This window comes from Nocardia sp. NBC_00508, from assembly GCF_036346875.1.
In the GTDB taxonomy this organism is placed as follows: domain Bacteria; phylum Actinomycetota; class Actinomycetes; order Mycobacteriales; family Mycobacteriaceae; genus Nocardia.
The window spans coordinates 2,397,558-2,414,933 of the sequence record NZ_CP107852.1 but is presented as its reverse complement, the minus strand read 5'-3'; the positions used below and the strand labels follow the sequence as shown (position 1 = coordinate 2,414,933).

18 protein-coding genes and 1 riboswitch are annotated in these 17,376 nt (G+C 67.9%); of the genes, 10 read left to right on the top strand and 8 right to left on the bottom strand.

The features are described 5' to 3' along the window. Positions 1-80: 80 nt before the first annotated feature. Entirely contained in the window at positions 81-779 is a 699-nt protein-coding gene (locus OHA40_RS10820) for a class I SAM-dependent DNA methyltransferase (RefSeq protein WP_330232921.1), read from the bottom strand. Between the two features lie 127 nt (positions 780-906). Here OHA40_RS10820 and OHA40_RS10815 point away from each other — a divergent pair, with 127 nt between their 5' ends. After that, positions 907-1,662: an alpha/beta fold hydrolase gene (locus tag OHA40_RS10815; RefSeq protein ID WP_330232920.1), complete on the top strand. Its 756-nt coding sequence runs from the start codon at positions 907-909 to the stop codon at positions 1,660-1,662. Positions 1,663-1,866: 204 nt separating this feature from the next. Then, the gene (locus OHA40_RS10810; protein WP_330232919.1) at positions 1,867-2,769 is read left to right on the top strand and encodes a sucrase ferredoxin; all 903 of its coding nucleotides are present in this window, start codon (positions 1,867-1,869) and stop codon (positions 2,767-2,769) included. Positions 2,770-2,780: 11 nt separating this feature from the next. On the opposite strand, the gene OHA40_RS10805 is transcribed toward OHA40_RS10810, so the two are convergent. Next, complete coding sequence (locus OHA40_RS10805) at positions 2,781-3,758, bottom strand: SDR family NAD(P)-dependent oxidoreductase (protein ID WP_330232918.1); 978 nt, start codon at positions 3,756-3,758, stop codon at positions 2,781-2,783. A 210-nt stretch (positions 3,759-3,968) separates the two neighbouring features. On the opposite strand from OHA40_RS10805, the gene OHA40_RS10800 reads away from it, so the two are divergent. From OHA40_RS10800 to OHA40_RS10785, 4 genes are read left to right on the top strand one after another with little or no spacing between them, the layout of a single operon-like run. Further along, the gene (locus OHA40_RS10800) at positions 3,969-4,424 is read left to right on the top strand and encodes a hypothetical protein (RefSeq protein ID WP_330232917.1); all 456 of its coding nucleotides are present in this window, start codon (positions 3,969-3,971) and stop codon (positions 4,422-4,424) included. 54 nt (positions 4,425-4,478) lie between these two features. Continuing rightward, the gene (locus OHA40_RS10795; protein ID WP_330232916.1) at positions 4,479-7,838 is read left to right on the top strand and encodes an error-prone DNA polymerase; all 3,360 of its coding nucleotides are present in this window, start codon (positions 4,479-4,481) and stop codon (positions 7,836-7,838) included. A gap of 30 nt (positions 7,839-7,868) precedes the next feature. Beyond that, entirely contained in the window at positions 7,869-8,846 is a 978-nt protein-coding gene (locus tag OHA40_RS10790; protein WP_330232915.1) for a DUF4349 domain-containing protein, read from the top strand. Further along, a complete protein-coding gene (locus OHA40_RS10785; protein ID WP_330232914.1) occupies positions 8,803-9,033 on the top strand; it encodes a DUF167 domain-containing protein in 231 nt (76 codons plus the stop codon). Before OHA40_RS10790 ends, OHA40_RS10785 begins: the two co-directional genes overlap by 44 nt. A 50-nt stretch (positions 9,034-9,083) precedes the next feature. Here the strand turns inward: OHA40_RS10785 and OHA40_RS10780 are convergent, their stop codons facing one another. The 3 genes from OHA40_RS10780 to OHA40_RS10770 form a co-directional block, all read right to left on the bottom strand. Then, on the bottom strand, positions 9,084-9,737 hold the full coding sequence (locus tag OHA40_RS10780) for a Uma2 family endonuclease (protein ID WP_330232913.1): 654 nt from the start codon (positions 9,735-9,737) through the stop codon (positions 9,084-9,086). 168 nt (positions 9,738-9,905) lie between these two features. Then, positions 9,906-10,370 (bottom strand): tRNA (cytidine(34)-2'-O)-methyltransferase, encoded by a 465-nt coding sequence (locus OHA40_RS10775; protein WP_330232912.1) that lies wholly within the window; start codon positions 10,368-10,370, stop codon positions 9,906-9,908. 48 nt (positions 10,371-10,418) lie between these two features. After that, complete coding sequence (locus OHA40_RS10770; protein ID WP_330232911.1) at positions 10,419-10,703, bottom strand: PIN domain-containing protein; 285 nt, start codon at positions 10,701-10,703, stop codon at positions 10,419-10,421. 546 nt (positions 10,704-11,249) lie between these two features. On the opposite strand from OHA40_RS10770, the gene OHA40_RS10765 reads away from it, so the two are divergent. The 3 genes from OHA40_RS10765 to OHA40_RS10755 all read left to right on the top strand — a co-directional run bounded on the left by OHA40_RS10765 (position 11,250) and on the right by OHA40_RS10755 (position 12,953). Continuing rightward, positions 11,250-12,116, top strand: coding sequence for a helix-turn-helix domain-containing protein (locus tag OHA40_RS10765; protein ID WP_330232910.1), 867 nt, complete (start codon positions 11,250-11,252; stop codon positions 12,114-12,116). Between the two features lie 78 nt (positions 12,117-12,194). Beyond that, on the top strand, positions 12,195-12,536 hold the full coding sequence (locus tag OHA40_RS10760) for a VOC family protein (RefSeq protein ID WP_330232909.1): 342 nt from the start codon (positions 12,195-12,197) through the stop codon (positions 12,534-12,536). A gap of 180 nt (positions 12,537-12,716) precedes the next feature. Continuing rightward, complete coding sequence (locus OHA40_RS10755; RefSeq protein WP_330234127.1) at positions 12,717-12,953, top strand: DUF3017 domain-containing protein; 237 nt, start codon at positions 12,717-12,719, stop codon at positions 12,951-12,953. Positions 12,954-13,041: 88 nt separating this feature from the next. Here OHA40_RS10755 and metX read toward each other — a convergent pair whose 3' ends face one another. From metX to OHA40_RS10740, 3 genes are all read right to left on the bottom strand, one after another. Next, positions 13,042-14,199 carry a homoserine O-acetyltransferase MetX gene (gene metX / locus OHA40_RS10750; protein ID WP_330232908.1) on the bottom strand — a complete coding sequence of 386 codons (1,158 nt, stop codon included), beginning with the start codon at positions 14,197-14,199 and terminating at the stop codon, positions 13,042-13,044. Further along, the gene (locus OHA40_RS10745) at positions 14,196-14,492 is read right to left on the bottom strand and encodes a hypothetical protein (protein ID WP_330232907.1); all 297 of its coding nucleotides are present in this window, start codon (positions 14,490-14,492) and stop codon (positions 14,196-14,198) included. The genes metX and OHA40_RS10745 overlap by 4 nt, the downstream gene beginning before the upstream one ends. A gap of 78 nt (positions 14,493-14,570) precedes the next feature. Beyond that, a riboswitch (SAM riboswitch) is annotated at positions 14,571-14,681 on the bottom strand. 52 nt (positions 14,682-14,733) lie between these two features. Then, positions 14,734-15,438: a TetR/AcrR family transcriptional regulator gene (locus OHA40_RS10740; protein ID WP_330232906.1), complete on the bottom strand. Its 705-nt coding sequence runs from the start codon at positions 15,436-15,438 to the stop codon at positions 14,734-14,736. 126 nt (positions 15,439-15,564) lie between these two features. Between OHA40_RS10740 and OHA40_RS10735 the strand changes: the two genes are divergently transcribed. Next, positions 15,565-17,064, top strand: a complete 1,500-nt coding sequence (locus OHA40_RS10735) for an MFS transporter (protein ID WP_330232905.1) — start codon at positions 15,565-15,567, stop codon at positions 17,062-17,064. Positions 17,065-17,376 lie beyond the last annotated feature (312 nt).

Sequence of the window (17,376 nt, the reverse complement as noted above, 5' to 3'; positions counted from 1 at the left end):
GCTTGTGTCTCAACGAGACTCAAACCCGCTGGAAGTAATGAACCATGAACCGGTGTTCGGTCGGCGCGTGGTCGCATAGTTCACGCTGGGCGCGACCACACCGTCGCCAGGGTGAACGGATGTCCGTGCAGGTGAGCCCATTTCGGCTTGCGGGCCAGCCACGCGTCGTCGATCAGCGCTTCGGCGACCTCGGTCAGTACCCAACCGGCGGCGAGGCCCGCCGACAAGTGCTCGCTGACCAGGTGCAGGTGCGTCTCGATCGCCACCGGCTCGCCGGAGACGCCCGTGTAGTGCGTCGGCATTCCGGACACCATGATGAATTGCGGGTGGTAGCTGACCAATACGCATCGTGCACCAGGAGCGGCAAGGCGCCATGCCTCGGTGTAGAACGGCGCCAACTCCGGCAGGTGTTCGTCGATCAACGAGGCGATCACGAGGTCGTAGGCGCCCTCCGGCAGTTCGGTGGCTCGCACGTCCGCCCGGGTCAGCGTGGTGTGTGCCCCGCGTTCGGCGGCCAACGCCAGCATCCCGTGGCTCATGTCGACGCCGTCGATGTGCGCGATCCCGTGTTCCCGCAGCCAGGTTCCGGTTCGCCCGGTGCCGCAGCCCAGGTCGGCCGCGCGTCGAACGCCGCCGAGATCCAGCCGCAGTCGACCCAGCAGCGCGAGATCCATCTCGTCGAGCACCGTCTGCTCGTAGGTCGGCGCCCATCCGTCGTATCCGGTGGCCACGTCGACGGTGCGGTAGCCACGACGGTCGAAATCGGCGAAGGACGGCATGCGGCGAGTATTCTCCCGCGCCCGCCCGCCGCGCCAGGTATTTACTGGCACTGCACCGCAGCCCCTTCGGGTGATCCGCGCTACACCGGACGAGTCGAGTGCATGACGCCCAGTATTCTCGTTCGTCGTGGATCTGACGGTGGGCCAGGTGGCATTCGGCGACGTGCGGATCGCCTATCGGGATTCGGGCATCGGCGCGGTCAGTGACATCCCCGTGATGCTGGTGCACGGCATGGGCGGTGACGGATACACCTGGGATCGGTTCGCGCGCGTCCTGGTGCAATCCGGACGCCGAGTGATCATCCCCGATCTCCGTGGGCACGGCCGTAGCTCACACACGGATTCCTACCGCTTCGATGACTTCGGCGCCGATCTGCTGCGGCTCTGCGACGAGTTGGAGCTGCCCGCGGTGGATCTGGTCGGGCATTCGCTCGGCGGCTACGCGGTGTCGTGCGTCGCGCAAGAGCGGCCGGAGTTGGCGCGCAGGCTGGTCATCGAGGAATGCCCGCTTCCGCTGCAGTCCGGCACCGAGGAACTGCGCCTGACCCGTCGCTTTCCCACCGTGCCCGAGCTGTGGCACGCCACTTCCAGCCTGGCCCGGCACCCGCGCGCGGTGCTCGCCTTCGACCGCTCCATGACGAAGACCGCGCTGGAGCAGTTCCGCAAGCCGAACCCGGAGTGGTGGGACCGGCTCCGCGATATCACCGCGCCGACGCTGGTGCTTTGCGGCGGTCCCGGCGGCATGATCGATCCGGCGAAGCTGGACGTCCTGCAGGCCGCCATACCGGACTGCACGGTGACTACGTTCACCTGTGGTCACAGCATCCACCGCGACCGCTATCGGGAGTTCGCCGCGGCGGTTCGGCCGTTCCTGGCGGGCTGAGCGGGGGCGTGCGATGCCCGGATCCTAGAGTGAGGGCATGTCCGCGCACGACCGTCCGCTGTTCTCCGACGCACCGGCCCTCCGCGCACGTCCGAGGGACGACTGCCAGGTCAGCGGCGGATTCGCGACGAAAACGACGGGCGGCGCCTCGCTCGGGTTCGCGGGCGTGTCGTGCCGGAGGTCCGCAGTGTATGCCGGATGCCGATGAGCGGCTTCGAGGGAATGCCGTGCTCGGCGGCCGCGGCGGTCGATGTTCCGTTGCCTGGTACCGCGACCCACGTGAGCGGTTGGCTCTGTGTGGAGCACCCGGGCGCCTGGGGCAGGGACGTGCTCGGCGACGAAGTGCTCGGGCCGGAGATCACCGCCGAGCTGGCGGCGCGCACCGCGGCGGCGCACGTCCGGCCGACCCTGATCCGCCGCCCAGGTCGCACCGGATTCACCGGCACCCGAACGGTTCTGCTGGCGAGTTCACGCCGGGAGGAGCCGTGGTGCGAGCGGCTCGAGATCACCGACCTGACCCAGCTGCTCGATTTCGACCTACAGCTGCTGAACGGTCCGCCGCCGGGAATCGGTGTACCCGTACATGATCCGCTCGTCCTGGTCTGCGCCCACGGCAGGCGCGACCAATGCTGCGCGCTCCTCGGCCGCCCCATCGCCGCGGACCTCGCCGAGAAGTATCCCGGGCAGGTGTGGGAGTGCTCGCACACCGGCGGGCACCGGTTCGCGCCCGCGATGGTGCTCTTGCCTCATGGTCTGACCTACGGTCGCCTCGACGCCGAGGGGGCCGCCGAGGTGGTCGAGGCAGCCCGCCGTGGCGAGGTCGCGATGACCGGTCTGCGCGGCCGCAGCTGCTATCGGCCGATCGAGCAGGTCGCCGAAATAGCTGTGCGCGAACACATTTCGGCACTCGCCGACGACCTCACGGTCGAGTCCAGCTCCGCCGAAGCCACCATCGCGGGCGCCGCGATCGTCAGCCATCGCGACGGCCATCGCTGGCGCGTCACCGTCCGCCCACAGGCCCTTGCTCCCCGGCAGGCCAGCTGCAATGCCGCGCCGAAAGCGGTGACGGCCCTGATCGCGGACGACATCCAATCGCTCACTCCGTGAGACCAGCGGATTCACCAGTGCGTGCCGGGTACCCAGCGCGCCGCCCGGCGCAAGGCGGTGCCGGTGACGCGGCGAGCGGTCGACTGGGCGCGCGGCGTGTGAAGCGGGGCGGGTTCGGTCTGCTGATCGGCGGGTGTGCTCTCTTCGCCCTTGGCGGCTGGAGAATCGGGCAGGGCGCGGTAGTACCGGTGCAGGATGCGGTCGCGGATCTTCGGAGTGAGCAGGGCGCCGTATTCGGCGATGGTGCCCAGCGGCACGTCGATGCGCTTGGGCCGTTCGGTCAGCGCGCGCACGATGGTCGCGGCCGCCCACTCGGGGGATTCGGACGGACCCTGGTCGCCGCTCGGAGCGATCATCGGTGTGCGCACCAGCGGCATGTGGATGGTGGTGAACGTGACGCCGTCGGCCAGCGTTTCGATCGCGGCCACCTCGGTGAACTTGTCCAGCGCCGCCTTGCTGGCCAGATACGCCGAGAACCGCGGTGTGGCCACCTGCACGCCCGCGCTGCTGATGTTGACGATGTGCCCGAACTTCCGTTCCCGCATCTGCGGCAGTAGGGCCAGCGTCAGCCGCAGCGCGCCGAAGTAGTTGACCGCCATGGTGCGTTCGAAGTCGTGCAGCCGGTCGGTGGAGCGGTGGATGGCGCGGCGGATGGAACGTCCCGCGTTGTTGACCAGCATGTCGACGTGGCCGTGTTCGTCCAGGACGGCGTCGACCACCTTGTCGACGGAGTCGGAATCGGTCACGTCGCAGGCATATCCGTAGGCCGAGCCGCCCGCGGCCCTGATCTCGTCGACCACGGCGTCGAGTTCGTCGCCGCGGCGCGCGAGCAGGAACACCGTCGCGCCCTTGCCCGCGACGGCCAGCGCCGCCGCCCGTCCGATTCCGGAGGACGCTCCGGTGATGAGGACATGCCGTCCGGCCAGATCGCGGTTTCGGCGTCGGTGCCGGACCTGCCCGCGCAGGTCGGCAGTCTCTGCGTCGGTCATTCGCTGCTCCTTTGCAGGTCTGGTCGGGATTAACTTACTCTGAAGTAAGTTCACTGCCAAGTGGTCCTGGTCATGTCTGGGGCCGACGGCTCTCGTCGTCCGGCGGGTCCGTCGGCGTGTTCGAGAGCCCAATGCGCGCGAGGGTTTCGAGGGTGCGAAACGGTTCGAACAACCCTCGAAACGTTCGAACATATGTGCGATACTCAGCGCATGTCGGACGATCGGATGGCGGAGGTGTTTGCCGCGGTGCGGCTCGGTGGCGTCGACCCGGCGGCGGGGCGGCGGGCGTTGGAAAAGCTCTGGAACGAACTCGGCGAACGCGCGGAAGTGTTGCACCGCTGCGTGATCGCCCATCATCTCGCAGACCTCCATGAGGAGGCCGCCGAGGCGCTGCGCTGGGATCAACGCGCCTTGGCCGCGGTGTTCGGGCCCGGCGTGCCGCTCGACGAAGGTCTGCGCGGTTTCCTCCCGTCGCTGTATCTGAACCTGGCCGACAGCCATCGCCGCGTCGGCGAGTTCGAAGTGGCCAGAATGCAGTTGGCCATTGCCCGCGGGCATCTCGACGTCCTCGCCTCCGACGCCTACGGCGCGCTCATCAGGGAACGCCTCCGCCGGGTCGAGAACGCCATGGCCGCCGGGTCCATCGAACGTCTCCCAAGTCCCTGACCTGCCTGTACATCGCCATTCTTCGAATGTATGTTCGAGGGTAGGAGGTGTGTCTTGGGCTGGGGCAACGGTCCGCCGAGCTGGGCGGAGATGGAGCGGGTGCTGTCCGGACGGCCCGGCCGGACGAACCCCGACGCGATGTACCCGGGCGACGTCGGCGACGGCCCATGGTCGCGCAAGCGCGGGGAGTACCGGCCCGGACCGGTGGAACGCGCGGACGAACCGCCGGTGCCATATGCGGAATTGCACGCGCATTCGGCCTATAGCTTCCTGGACGGGGCGAGCCATCCGGAGGAGCTGGTGGAGGAGGCGGTGCGCCTCGGCTTGGCGGCGATCGCGCTCACCGACCACGACGGCTTCTACGGCACCGTCCGCTTCGCCGAGGCGGCCAAGGAATGGGGGATGCCCACGGTCTTCGGTGCCGAACTGTCGCTCGGTGTGCCAGCCGAACCGCGCGTTCCCGGCACGGAACACGGACACGCCGCCGCCCCCGATTCGGCGCCGCGCACCGGCGCGCCGGACCCGGCCGGGCCGCATCTGCTGGTGCTGGCCCGCGGCCAGGAGGGCTACCGCAGGCTCTCCCGGCAAGTCGCCGCCGCGCACCTGGCCGCGGGGGAGAAGGGCATCCTGCGCTACGACCTGGACACGCTCACCGCCGCGTCGGAGGGCCACTGGCACATCCTGACCGGCTGCCGAAAGGGACATCTCCGCCAGGCGCTCGAACTCGACGTGCGCACGGGCAACACCCGTCTGGAACACGCGGAGGCCGCGTTGCGCGAGCTCACCGACCGCTTCGGCGCCGACCGGGTGAGCGTGGAACTCACCCACCACGGCATCCCCGAGGACGACGAGCGCAACGCCCACCTCATCGCCCTGGCCGATCGTCTCGGCCTGCCCGTGCTCGCCACCACCGGAGCGCATTTCGCCGCGCCGAGCCAGCGCCGTCGCGCCATGGCGCTCGCGGCGATCCGGGCCAGGCAGAGCCTGGACGAGATCGCGGGCTGGCTGGGCCCCGTGGGCGGTGCGCACTTGCGGTCCGGGGCGGAGATGGCGCGACTGTTCGCCGACTGTCCGCAGGCGGTGGCGAACGCGGCGGCGCTGGCCCGCGAATGCGCCTTCGACTTGAAGCTGATCGCCCCGAAACTGCCGCCGTTCGATGTGCCCGCCGGACACGACGAGCAATCCTGGCTGCGCGAACTCACCCTCACCGGGGCCGCGCAGCGCTATGGGAATCCGACGCGAAACCCTCAGGCGTACCAGCAGATCGAGCACGAACTCGCGGTGATCAACGCCTTGGAGTTCCCCGGCTACTTCCTGGTGGTGCACGATATCGTCAGCTTCTGCAAGGACAACGGCATCCTCTGCCAGGGCCGCGGTTCGGCGGCCAACTCCGCGGTCTGCTACGCGATCGGCATCACCAACGTCGATCCGGTGCGCAACCAGCTGCTGTTCGAGCGTTTTCTCTCCCCGGAGCGCGACGGCCCGCCGGATATCGACATCGACATCGAATCCGACCGTCGCGAAGAGGCGATCCAGCACGTCTACCGCAAGTACGGCCGCGAGTACGCCGCGCAGGTGGCCAACGTGATCACCTATCGCGGCAAGTCCGCGGTGCGCGATGCCGCACGGGCCCTGGGGTTTTCGCCGGGTCAGCAGGACGCGTGGAGCAAGCAGGTGAGCCGCTGGACCGACGTCGGCGCCGAGACCGGCACCGACATCCCCGCCGAGGTGCTGGAGCTGGCCGCCGATATCGAGGGCCTGCCGCGGCATCTCGGTATTCATTCCGGCGGCATGGTGATCTGTGACCGGCCGATCGCGGACGTCTGTCCGGTGGAGTGGGCACGCATGCCCGGCCGCAGCGTCTTGCAATGGGACAAGGACGATTGCGCCGCCATCGATCTGGTGAAGTTCGACCTGCTCGGCCTCGGCATGCTCTCCGCGCTGCACTACATGATCGACCTGGTGCGCGAGCACAAAGGCGAGACCGTCGAGTTGCACGAACTCGATCTGGCCGAACCCGAGGTCTACGAGATGCTGTCGCGCGCGGACTCGGTGGGCGTGTTCCAGGTCGAGTCGCGGGCGCAGATGGCCACGCTGCCCCGGCTGAAACCGCGCAGCTTCTACGACCTCGTGGTCGAGGTGGCGCTGATCCGTCCCGGTCCCATCCAGGGCGGCTCGGTGCATCCCTACATCCGCAGGCGCAACGGGGCGGAGGACGTCCGCTACGACCATCCGGCACTGCAGAATGCGCTGGAACGCACGCTCGGCGTGCCGCTGTTCCAGGAGCAGCTCATGCAGATGGCCGTCGATGTCGCCGGATTCACCGCCGTCGAGGCCGATCAGCTGCGCCGCGCGATGGGCTCCAAACGCTCCCCGGAACGCATGGAGCGGCTCCGAGAACGGCTCTACCGGGGCATGCGCGAGCGGCACGGCATCACCGGCGAGGTCGCCGACCGGATTTACGAGAAGCTCTACGCCTTCGCGAATTTCGGCTTCCCGGAAAGTCATTCGCAGAGCTTCGCCTCGATCGTGTTCTATTCGGCCTGGTTCAAGCTGCATCATCCCGCCGCGTTCTCGGCGGGTTTGCTGCGCGCCCAGCCGATGGGCTTCTACTCACCGCAGTCGCTGGTCGCCGACGCGCGCAGGCACGGCGTCGTGGTGCACGGCCCCGACGTCAACGCCAGCCGGGCCGAACCCACTCTCGAGGCGAAGGGCAGCGAGGTGCGCCTCGGGCTCGCCGCGGTGCGCCAGATCGGCGACGACATCGCCGAACGCATCGTCGCCGCCAGGGGCGAGCAGCCCTACACTTCCTTCCTCGACCTGACCGGGCGGGTGGAACTCACTGTCGCCCAAGCGGAATCGCTCGCCACCGCGGGTGCGCTCGGCAGTCTCGGCGTCACCCGCCGCGAAGCATTGTGGGCGGCGGGCGCCGCCGCGGGCGAGCGTCCGGATCGTCTGCCCGGGACGGGCGCGGCTACCACCGCGCCCGCCCTGCCCGGGATGAGCGATCTGGAAATGGCCGCCGCCGACGTGTGGGCAACGGGTGTCTCCCCGAGCAGCTATCCGACCCAGTTCCTGCGTCCGCGGCTCGACGCCCTCGGCGTCATCCCGGCGGCCGGCCTGGTCGAGGTGCCCGACGGCTCCCGCGTCCTGGTGGGCGGCGCGGTGACGCACCGGCAGCGTCCAGCCACCGCGGAGGGCGTCACCTTCCTCAATCTGGAGGACGAAACCGGCATGGTGAACATCGTCTGCTCGGTAGGTCTGTGGAGTCGCTACCGCCGCCTCGCCCAAGGCGCGACGGCCCTGCTCATCCGTGGCCGGGTGCAGAATGCCGAGGGCTCGGTGAGTGTTGTCGCCGAACATCTGCAACGCCTGGATCTGCGAATGGGATCCAAGTCGCGCGACTTCCGTTGAACACGAAGCGCAAACGCTACTGTGCCAGGCATGAGGAAGCTTGCTGTGCTGTGCGTCGGCGTGCTGGGGTTGACTTTGCTCGCCGGCTGCGGTGACGACGAGAACGCGACACCCGGCCTGGACCGATCGTCATCCATAGCCACCCGTCCCGCCCCTGCGGTCGTGCCTCCCGGGTTCCGGGAGCAGGCGCCACCCAAACGGGACAACTCGGGCGGCGAACCGATGACCGCGCGCAAGGAAGTCGTCACCGGCAGCGTCGAGATCACCGCCGACGCACCGATCGCCGCGGCGGGAGCGATCATCGACCGGGTGCGCGACGCGGGCGGTCGGGTCGACAGCCGCACCGAACAGCCCGGCACCGACGACTCCGAGCCGAGCGCCACACTCATCGTCCGGCTCCCCGCCGACAAGACCGATGCGTTCATCGCGGGACTCGGCGGTGTCGGCCAGGTCACCCGGGTCACCACCAACCGCGACGACGTCACCATGCAGTGGGAGGACCTGGACGCCAGGATCAAGGCGCTGCAGACTTCGGTCGACCGGCTGCGCGCGCTCATCGCAGGCGCCACCAACACGTCCGACCTGATCGCCGCCGAGCAGGCGCTGTCCAGCCGCCAGGGCGAGCTGGACAGCCTCACCGCGCAGAAGCGGCGCCTGGACGATCAGGTTGCCTTGTCCACGCTGACCATCGACATCACCACCGACGAAAAGAAGTCCGACGACGACCCCGACAGCTTCTGGGACGGCATCGTCTCCGGTTGGCACTCGCTGGTGGACTGGTTGCAGGACGCGGTCGTGTTCAGCGGCAAGGCCATTCCGTGGCTCGGCTTCCTCGCGGTACTGGCCGCGGTGCTGTGGGCCGCCGCGCGGCTGGTGCGGCGTGGGAAGGCCGCACCGCGTGGGGAAGAATCGGCGCCCAGCGCCGCTTCCTCGGAAGGTGCGGAACCCAGCGCAGGAGAGAAGGGTGTCGACAGTAGTAAGGGCGACGATAAAGCCGAACAGCCGTAAGGGCCCGCTGGTGGAAACCCTCGATGACGGCAGCCTGCAACTGTATGTGCGGGCGCCCGCCGTCGAGGGCAAAGCCAACAAGGCGGCCATCGAGCTGCTCGCCGAGTACTACGGAGTGCCCAAGTCCGCCGTGCGCCTCATCGCCGGGACCACTTCGCGCTTCAAACGCTTCGAAGTCGACATCTGAGACCCTGCCTCACCTCGCTGAGGTGGGTGGCGGGCTGCGGACTCGGGCTATCAGTACTCCAGTTCCGCCCAGGGAATGTAGATGGGGAAGGGGAAGTCGATCTCCACACCGTTCGGATTGTCGTGGGTCCATTCGCCGACCACGAGGTAGTTGGCCGCACGGAGCGGATGGACTCCATCCGGCAGGTGGGCGTGCCCGGTCTCGAGTCCGTACGCACGGACGGTGGCAATGGCGCTCGCCTCGCGGGCGAGCGAGACTTCCCAGTACCAGGGTATTCCGGCGCTCGCGTAGCGGCCCTTCTTCGCCTCGATGTCGGTCTGGGTGTTGGACGGGGAGATTACCTCGCCGGCCAACAGGACGTCGGCGGCGCGGACGTCCTGATAGGGGGATTCGAGGCAGCGGTGTACCAGGAAGTCTGGTGTCACGAAGTCGGACTTGCCATTGGGCCCGAAGAAGACGTTCGTCTCGAGGTTGGCTCGCCAGCAGTGCTGTGGGTTGGCTGACATGTCCTTCCGGGCGCTGCGTTCGAGCGCTGTCCACATGCGGGCTGTGAAGATCTGGTGTTCACCCGGACCACGCCGCACCCAGACCACCCGCCCCTTCCACAACTCGATGTGTTCTGCGATCTCCTCGGGGAGACGCTCCAACTCCTCCCAGGTCATGTAATCCGGGAGGTCCGGCCGCTCAGCGCGTGGAAGGGACATGCAGCCATGGTAGCTGCGCAGTCCGCGGCTCACACCGCTCCCAGGGACCCGAGTTGGCCCAGACTTCACAGGGTTGGGCGCAGGCTGGCCGCCTCCTGGAAAGCGAGCCGGCGCCATGCCTCGTACATCGACCGCCGCCACGTTCCGACATTCGGCGGGCCGGGCGGGCTAGACCCCGCCGGGAAACCCGAGTTGGCGCCATGCCTCGTAGACGGTTACCGCCGCCGCGTTCGAGAGGTTCATCGAGCGGCGGCCGGGCAGCATCGGGATGCGCAGCCGGTCGGTGATGTGCGGGTCCGCCAGCACCTCCCCCGGCAGTCCGGTGGGTTCGGTTCCGAACAGCAACACGTCGTTCTCGCGGTACGTCACATCGGTGAATCGGGTGGTGGCCTGCGTGGTGAACGCGTAGACCCGCTCCGGGCGCAGCGCCGCCCACGCCGCCGCCAGATTCGCGTGCACCGTCACCGACGCCAGATCGTGGTAGTCCAACCCGGCCCTGCGCAACTTCGGCTCGGACAGCTCGAACCCCAACGGCTCGATCAGATGCAGATGACACCCGGTCCCCGCGACCAACCGGATCGCGTTGCCGGTATTCGGCGGAATGCACGGCTCGTGGAACATCAAGTGGAACACAGCGGACCAGTCAACCAGGTTGCACGGTGCGATCCGACAGGGCGTTGGTCACTCGGGCAGTAGCCGGAGGGGTTTGGGGTGACGGGTCCGGACAGCGTGGAAGTGTCGGCGATCCAGGGTTGCTACCTCGTCCACGTCGAGTCGTTCGGCGACCGCAAGGACCGCAGCATCGACGGCTCCCAGTGGGAAGTCGGCGTATTTTCGAACCAGTTCGGCCATTCGTAGGAGATCGGCTCGCGTGAGTTCAACAAGCTCGATTTCTTCGTTGGCTATCGATTCCAGGAACTTGGCCTCAGCAGACGGCCCGACACGAGTCTCCAAGAAGTAGCACACTTCTGCGAGTGCGGAGCAACTCCTCCGACCTCGCAGCGAGATCGGGCTCTGCGTGCATCAAACCGGCGAATGAGAGGCGCCTGCGCCGCTCGCCGACCGGCTCGGCCGTCTGATCGCGCTGGGCGGTATCCGTGACAACCAACTGCAGCGCCACGGCGCGCAACGCATGCGCTTGGTCAGGCGTGAGCCGATCGACCAAACGATGCAGGTCGTCGTAGTCGTGCGCTGCGGTCATAGCGCCGATTTTAGTGGCTTGCCACTATTCATGTCGTGACCGGGAGCAGCAACCTCGTTTGACGTTGATGAGCGGTAGCTGCCCGTTCTGCGGAGACTGATGCACGGCTCGTGGAACATCAGATGGAACACAGGTGTCAGTTGATCAGGGGCCGAGAGCCACCGACCGCGTCGGTCAGTCGGTCAGCAGTCGGAGCGGAACCGGGTGACGGGTCCTGACCGCGCCGATCACCACTGGGTGTACACCGTGTGGTCTGTGCCGAGGGCGCGAACGGTGTGGCCGGGAAAATCGATCTGCAGCACGATGGAGTCATGCGGAACCGGGCACAGTATGAGCGCGGGACTACGGGCGGAGTGGCCTGGCAGGCGGTGGCGGCCCCGGCCGACGTTGCGCTGTCCGGGATCGCGCGCGAGTATTCGGAATTTCGCGAATGTGCCTACCAACCCGTTGAGCGTAGCGAGGTGGCCGGTGCCGAACCGGTGCTCATCGTCGAATTCGATGATCCACTGCTTGTAGCCGATGTGGCGGAACACGGGTCGCCGCGGGTGTGGCAAGCATTCGGCGCGGGCATGAGCCAGGGGCCGACCTCCACCTTGCACGCGGGTAAGCAGCACTGTATCGAGGTGCGGCTGACGCCGCTCGGGTTGTATCGAATGTCCGGCCTGGCGATGGACGAACTGAGCAATCGCGTGGTCAGCCTCGAAGATCTGTTCGGCCGGGATGGTCGCGAGTTGCCCGAACGCCTTGCCTCCGAGCCGGATTGGGCGCATCGGTTCGACCTGCTCGACTCGATGTTCGTGCGCGCCGCGACCAATGGGCCCGAGCCGGACGCCGAGGTCGCGTTCGCCTGGCATCGGTTGCAGCGCACCGGCGGAACCGCGATCATCGGCGAAATACTGACCGAGATCGGCTGGAGTCGTGCTCGATTGGCGAAACGTTTCCGCAGCCAAGTCGGTCTGACACCCAAGGCCGCCGCGCGGGTGCTTCGTTTCGATCGCGCTATGGCGCTACTCGCCGAGCCGGGCCACCGATCGCTCACCTCGATCGCCTTGGCGTGCGGCTATTACGACCAAGCACATTTCAATCGAGATTTCCGTGAACTCGCGGGATGCTCACCGCGGGAGTGGGCGGCAGCGCAGCACAACTTGCCGGGAGCACCGGCCCCCGCCGTTCGATGAACATTTTTACAAGACGGTCGCGGATCGCGGGCCTAGCGTCGGTGCTGTCCAGCAAATTCGATTGCGGAGGAAACCACGATGACCGGTGAACCGACCTTTTTCGAGATCGGCGTGCCCGATGCGGTGCGCGCTCAGAAGTTCTACCTGCGGCTTCTCGGTTGGACACCGCACCCGATGGGTGAGGATGGGCAGGCGTGGCTCGAAACCGGAGGTATCCGCGGCGGGTTACACAACCACGACGAGGACCGCCGAATCGACATATTCTTCAGCGTCGCGGATATCGAGGCTGCGGTCTCGGCCGTCCGCGAACTCGGCGGTGAAGCCGAGGATCCCGGACCCGAGGAGCCGGGCTTCGGCCGATTCGCTTTCTGCAAGGACGACCAGGGCGTGCGGTTCGGACTGCATCAACTTGCCCGCTGAGTCACTGCTCCAGCGAAAGCCGCATCTCTGCTCCGCGGATCGGTGAAGTCCGAGCGGCTTTCTCCCAACGCTCGGGGTGTCTGCAAGAATCGGGGCGTGACCGATGCCGATACGCCTTCCGTGGAGCAGCGAACCGTGCGCCGCAGTTCGGGGGCGGAATTCCTGCGTTGCCATCTGCCGATGGTGGTTGTCACGCTGGTCATCGTGGTGGCGGTGGTCTTCGTCGCGTCCGATCGGTGGCGGCGCGGGGCCTTCTTCTTCGGTGGCGCGACGTTGCTGGCCGCGGCGTTCCGGCTGTGCTTGCCGACCGAGCGGGTCGGTCTGCTTGCGGTGCGCAGCAAACCCTTCGACGTGGGGACGCTGACCCTGCTCGGTTCGAGCATCTTGTTCCTCGCGGCCACCATCAATCTCGGCTAGGGAGTAGTGGCCCGGTCGCTCCGGCGGGCAATTCACGCAGGCGACTACGGCATGGTACGGGGCGAAACACCCTGGGGCGGCGGTCTTTTCAGCGTTCGGGCCGCACGCCGTCCCGCGCCAGCCGCATGGTCTCGGTCAGCAGTTTCGACACTGCCGCCGCCTCGGTGAGGAACCCGTCGTGCCCGTCGCGGGAATGCACGACCTCGAGCCCGTCGCAGCCGGGCAGCAGATCGGCGAGCTCCTGCTGGGTCCGCAGCGGGTACAGGCGGTCGGAGTCGACGCCGCCGACGACGCACGGCACCGGCGTCGCCGCGAGCGCCGCTTCGACGCCACCGCGGCCGCGGCCGACGTCATGGCGGTTCATCGCCTCGGTCAGCAGCACGTAGGTCGCCGGATCGAAGCGTTTGCACAGCTTGTCGGCTTGGTGGTCCAGGTAGCTCTGCACCGCGTAGCGGCCGCCGTTCCACGGGTCCTCGTCGCCCTGCGGCTTGTTCTCGAACCGATGGTCGAGCTCGAACTCGGTGCGGTAGGTCAGGTGTGCGATCCGCCGGGCGATGGCCATGCCCGCCAGCGGGGCGCGGCCGGTGGCGTGGTAGTCGCCCCCCTGCCAGTCCGGGTCGGCCTTGATCGCCGCGATCTGCGTGATCTGGGTGCCGATCTGGTCGGCGGTGGCGCGCGCGCCGACCGCGAGCACCAGCGCGGCGGCGACTCGCTCGGGCGCGCCGACCATCCACTCCAGCACCCGCATGCCACCCATCGACCCGCCGACCACGGCGGCGAGCCGGTCGACGCCGAGCAGGTCCATCAGGATCGCTTCCGCGGTCACCTGATCGCGGATCGAGATCTCCGGAAACCGTGTGCCCCAAGGCTTTCCGTCCGGAGCCGAACTGGACGGCCCGGTGCTGCCCTTACAGCCGCCGAGCACGTTCGTGGCGATCACGCACCATTCGTCGGTGTCCAGCGGCGCGCCCGGTCCGACCATGCCGTCCCACCAGCCGGGCAGTGGGTGCATGTCGTCGGGCTTGCCGACGACGTGCGAGTCGCCGGTGAGGGCGTGTTCGACCAGCACGACATTGTCCAGCTCCGGGGAGAGTTCACCCCAGCGCTGCACCGCGAGGCGCACGTCCGGAACGACCGCGCCGTTCTCCAGCCGCACGTCCCCGATGGGGATGAAGCAGAGCTCGCCGTCCGGAGGCGGCAGGGTGACGTCGGACGCGCGGAGGCTCGATTCGGTACTCACGGTCATGTCGCCGCCGCCGTGAAACCGGCGCACCGATCGGCGCGAATGTCCTCGATGCCCACCGCGAGGCGGATGGCTCCTGGACCGATTCCTGAGGTCGGCTCCTCCGGCATGAACTGGGGATGCGTCATCGACGCGGAGGGAATCACGAGAGAACGCACATCGCCGATGGTAGCCATGCGGCCGTACCGGCCCGATCCGCCTGCGAACGTCCTGCTCGCGTTCACATGGACCCGCAGGGTCTCGAAGGACCACTGCGCCGGTTCGTTCCCGGCCGCGGACGCGGTCGATTCACTCATGGTTTGCTCCAAATGAAGGTGTTCGCCGGTACAGCAGGGGCTAACGGTGTGCCGAACAACACATACCGGCGACCTCCTGATGCGCGCTTGCTCCCGACTCTCGGGAGCCAGGTCATCACCCGGAGCACCCCACCGCTGCTGGAGGGTTGCCGACCAGCGAGCCGGGGCTTGGCGCTGGCACTCATGACCTGCCCGGCATCATAACCGGCGGGCGGTCAGCGTCCGAAATCCTTCGGCGAACTCACTGGCCGGCGTCGTTCGGCGGGACGCAGCAGATGCGTACGAACTCGTCGAAGGTCTCGATGAACGCGGTGCGCCCGGCCCGGGACGCGGTCGCCACGTCCTCATGATCGAACGATCCGCCGGTGCACTCCATGCCGACGGTGCCGATCAGCTGCCAGGCTCCGACGATGAGCCGCACGGCGCGCGCGTCCGGCTCGGTGCCGAGGCGCTCGGCGAGCACGGCCGCGATCGCGGTGTTCTTGGAGTCGGCGTGCTCGAGACTGCGTGCGCTGACCGAGGGGCTGCTGCGCAGGATTCGCCGCATCTGCTGGTATCGCCGGAACGAGATCGGGCTGGTGTTGCCCGCTCCGGCGGCCTGGTCGACCACGTGCAGGAAGGCCTCGCGCAGCGCCTCCAGTTCGTTGCCGGCGCGGGGGAGCCCGCGCAGCGTCTCGGCGACGGCGATCCCGAAGTCCTGCACGGGGCCCAGGATGATGGCCTCTTTGCTGTCGAAATAGCGGTTGATGGTGCGCGGCGAGACGTCCGCGCAATTGGCGATCTGCTCGATCGTGGTCGCGTCGAAGCCCTGCGTGTCGCACAGATCGAGCCCGGCCTCGATGATGCGCAACCTGGTCTGCTGCTTCTTACGTTCGCGCAGTCCCGGGGTCGCTGGGGCGTTGTCCGCCGCTGCGCTCGCGCCCATCGGCGCCGATGACTCGAGCATTTCCTCATGCTAACGCAACCCTCCGTTTTCTTGTCGTAAACCGCCAGATGTCGTAGTACGACATTTTTCTCTTGACGACAAATGTCGCTCGATGACAGGATGATCCGGCACATCGAGGACGAGGAGATGACAGTGACGGAAACTGCGAAGGCGGTGGACGCGCCCGCAAGACAGGGCCGCTCGGCGCGCTGGCTCGCGCTGGCGGTAATCGCGTCGGCCCAGCTCATGGTGGTACTGGACGCCACCATCGTGACCATTTCGCTGCCGTTCGCGCAGCGTGATCTCGACATCAGCGATGGCAACCGGCAATGGATGCTCACCGCCTACACGCTGATCTTCGGCGGCCTCCTGCTGCTGGGCGGCCGACTCGCCGACTACCTCGGGCGACGCCGGATCTTCATCATCGGCCTGATCGGCTTCGCGGGCGCGTCGGCCCTCGCCGGGCTCGCCCAGAACGGCGCGGAACTGTTCGCCGGGCGCGCGTTGCAGGGCGCGTTCGCCGCGCTGCTCGCACCCGCCGCGCTCTCGCTGCTGTCGGTGACCTTCACCGAACCTGGCGAGCGAGCCACCGCGTTCGGCGTCTTCGCGGGCATTTCCGCCGGCGGTGCTGCGCTGGGGTTGATCGCGGGTGGCGCGCTCACCGAGTACGCGTCGTGGCGCTGGTGCCTGCTGGTCAACACGCCCATCGCGCTGGTCGCGCTGCTCGGCGCGCTGGCCTGGGTGGTGAAGGACGCGCCTGCGCCGCGCACCGGAGGTTATGACGTGCCCGGTGCCGTCACGGTGACGCTCGGTCTGATCGCCATCGTGTACGGATTCAGCCGCGCCGCCGAGGACGGCTGGCTGGCCGGCAGCACCCTGGCGCTGCTGATCGCGGGACTGGTCCTGCTCGTCGCCTTCGTCGCGATCGAACGGCGCTCGTCGAACCCGCTGCTGCCGCTGCACATTCCGGGCGAGATCAACCGGGGTGGCGCGTTCCTGGCCGCGCTGCTCATCCCGATCGCCATGTTCGCGATGTTCCTGTTCCTGAGCTACTACTTCCAGATCACGCTCGGTTACTCCGCGCTGAAGGCGGGTTTCGCGTTCCTGCCTTTCCCGGCGGGCATCGCGATCTCCGCGGCCGTCACCAGCGCCCTGCTGCCGAAGCTCGGCCCGCGGCCGTTGATGGTGGCCGGCGCCGTGCTCGGCGTCATCGGCTTGCTGCTGCTGGCGCAGTTGAACTTGGGCGACAGCTTCGTCGCCGGGGTGCTGCCCGCCCAGGTGCTCATCGCGCTCGGTATGGGCCCGCTGTTCGTCGGCATGCAGACCGTCGCGCTGCACCAGGTGGAGGAAGAGGACTCGGGCGTGGCCTCCGCGCTGCTGAACGCCGCTCAGCAGGTCGGCGGCGCGGTCGGCACGGCGCTGCTGACCACCATCTCGGTGCAGGTCGCCAAGACCTTCGCGCAGGAGAACCCCACCATCGACAATCTCGCCGCTCGCGCCGCGATCCACAGCTACGACGTGGCCTTCTATGTGGGCGCCGGGTTCTTCCTCGCGGCGGTTCCGATCATCGCGCTGATGATCCGGGACCGGCCGGAGAACCTGATCGAAGGCTCCGAGGACGGGGCCCGGATTCCGGTCGCGGTCTGACCCTCCGCAGGTGAGGTCCGCGCATCGCCTCGCGGTGCGCGGACCTCGCTGTTTGTCGGGGGTGCGTACCTCGCGACTTCCGGGCGGATCGGGATCGACGGTTGCCGCACCGAAACGGAAGGCGGATCATTACGGCGGCGGTTCGCGGGTGCCCGTGCCCCGCGGAAGCGCTACCGATCTATCGATCGGTAACTGACGTGGTGCGTCTCACACCGGGGGCTGCCGGTGCGGTGAGGACTTCGGCAGCAGTACGCTTGTCTTGTTTGCACCACAAGTCTCGCGGACAACGCGGGACCGTATACGTTGTCTGTT

Bases quoted from the DNA above. Each gene is read 5' to 3' on its own strand.
- OHA40_RS10745 (WP_330232907.1), bottom strand. From the start codon at position 14,492: ATGAGTGAATCGACCGCGTCCGCGGCCGGGAACGAACCGGCGCAGTGG.
- OHA40_RS10810 (WP_330232919.1), top strand. From the start codon at position 1,867: ATGAGCGGCTTCGAGGGAATGCCGTGCTCGGCGGCCGCGGCGGTCGAT.
- OHA40_RS10790 (WP_330232915.1), top strand. From the start codon at position 7,869: ATGAGGAAGCTTGCTGTGCTGTGCGTCGGCGTGCTGGGGTTGACTTTG.
- OHA40_RS10800 (WP_330232917.1), top strand. From the start codon at position 3,969: ATGTCGGACGATCGGATGGCGGAGGTGTTTGCCGCGGTGCGGCTCGGT.
- OHA40_RS10805 (WP_330232918.1), bottom strand. From the start codon at position 3,758: ATGACCGACGCAGAGACTGCCGACCTGCGCGGGCAGGTCCGGCACCGA.
- metX (WP_330232908.1), bottom strand. From the start codon at position 14,199: ATGACCGTGAGTACCGAATCGAGCCTCCGCGCGTCCGACGTCACCCTG.
- OHA40_RS10735 (WP_330232905.1), top strand. From the start codon at position 15,565: ATGACAGTGACGGAAACTGCGAAGGCGGTGGACGCGCCCGCAAGACAG.
- OHA40_RS10740 (WP_330232906.1), bottom strand. From the start codon at position 15,438: ATGCTCGAGTCATCGGCGCCGATGGGCGCGAGCGCAGCGGCGGACAAC.
- OHA40_RS10755 (WP_330234127.1), top strand. From the start codon at position 12,717: ATGGTGGTTGTCACGCTGGTCATCGTGGTGGCGGTGGTCTTCGTCGCG.
- OHA40_RS10780 (WP_330232913.1), bottom strand. From the start codon at position 9,737: ATGTCCCTTCCACGCGCTGAGCGGCCGGACCTCCCGGATTACATGACC.
- OHA40_RS10820 (WP_330232921.1), bottom strand. From the start codon at position 779: ATGCCGTCCTTCGCCGATTTCGACCGTCGTGGCTACCGCACCGTCGAC.
- OHA40_RS10760 (WP_330232909.1), top strand. From the start codon at position 12,195: ATGACCGGTGAACCGACCTTTTTCGAGATCGGCGTGCCCGATGCGGTG.
- OHA40_RS10765 (WP_330232910.1), top strand. From the start codon at position 11,250: ATGCGGAACCGGGCACAGTATGAGCGCGGGACTACGGGCGGAGTGGCC.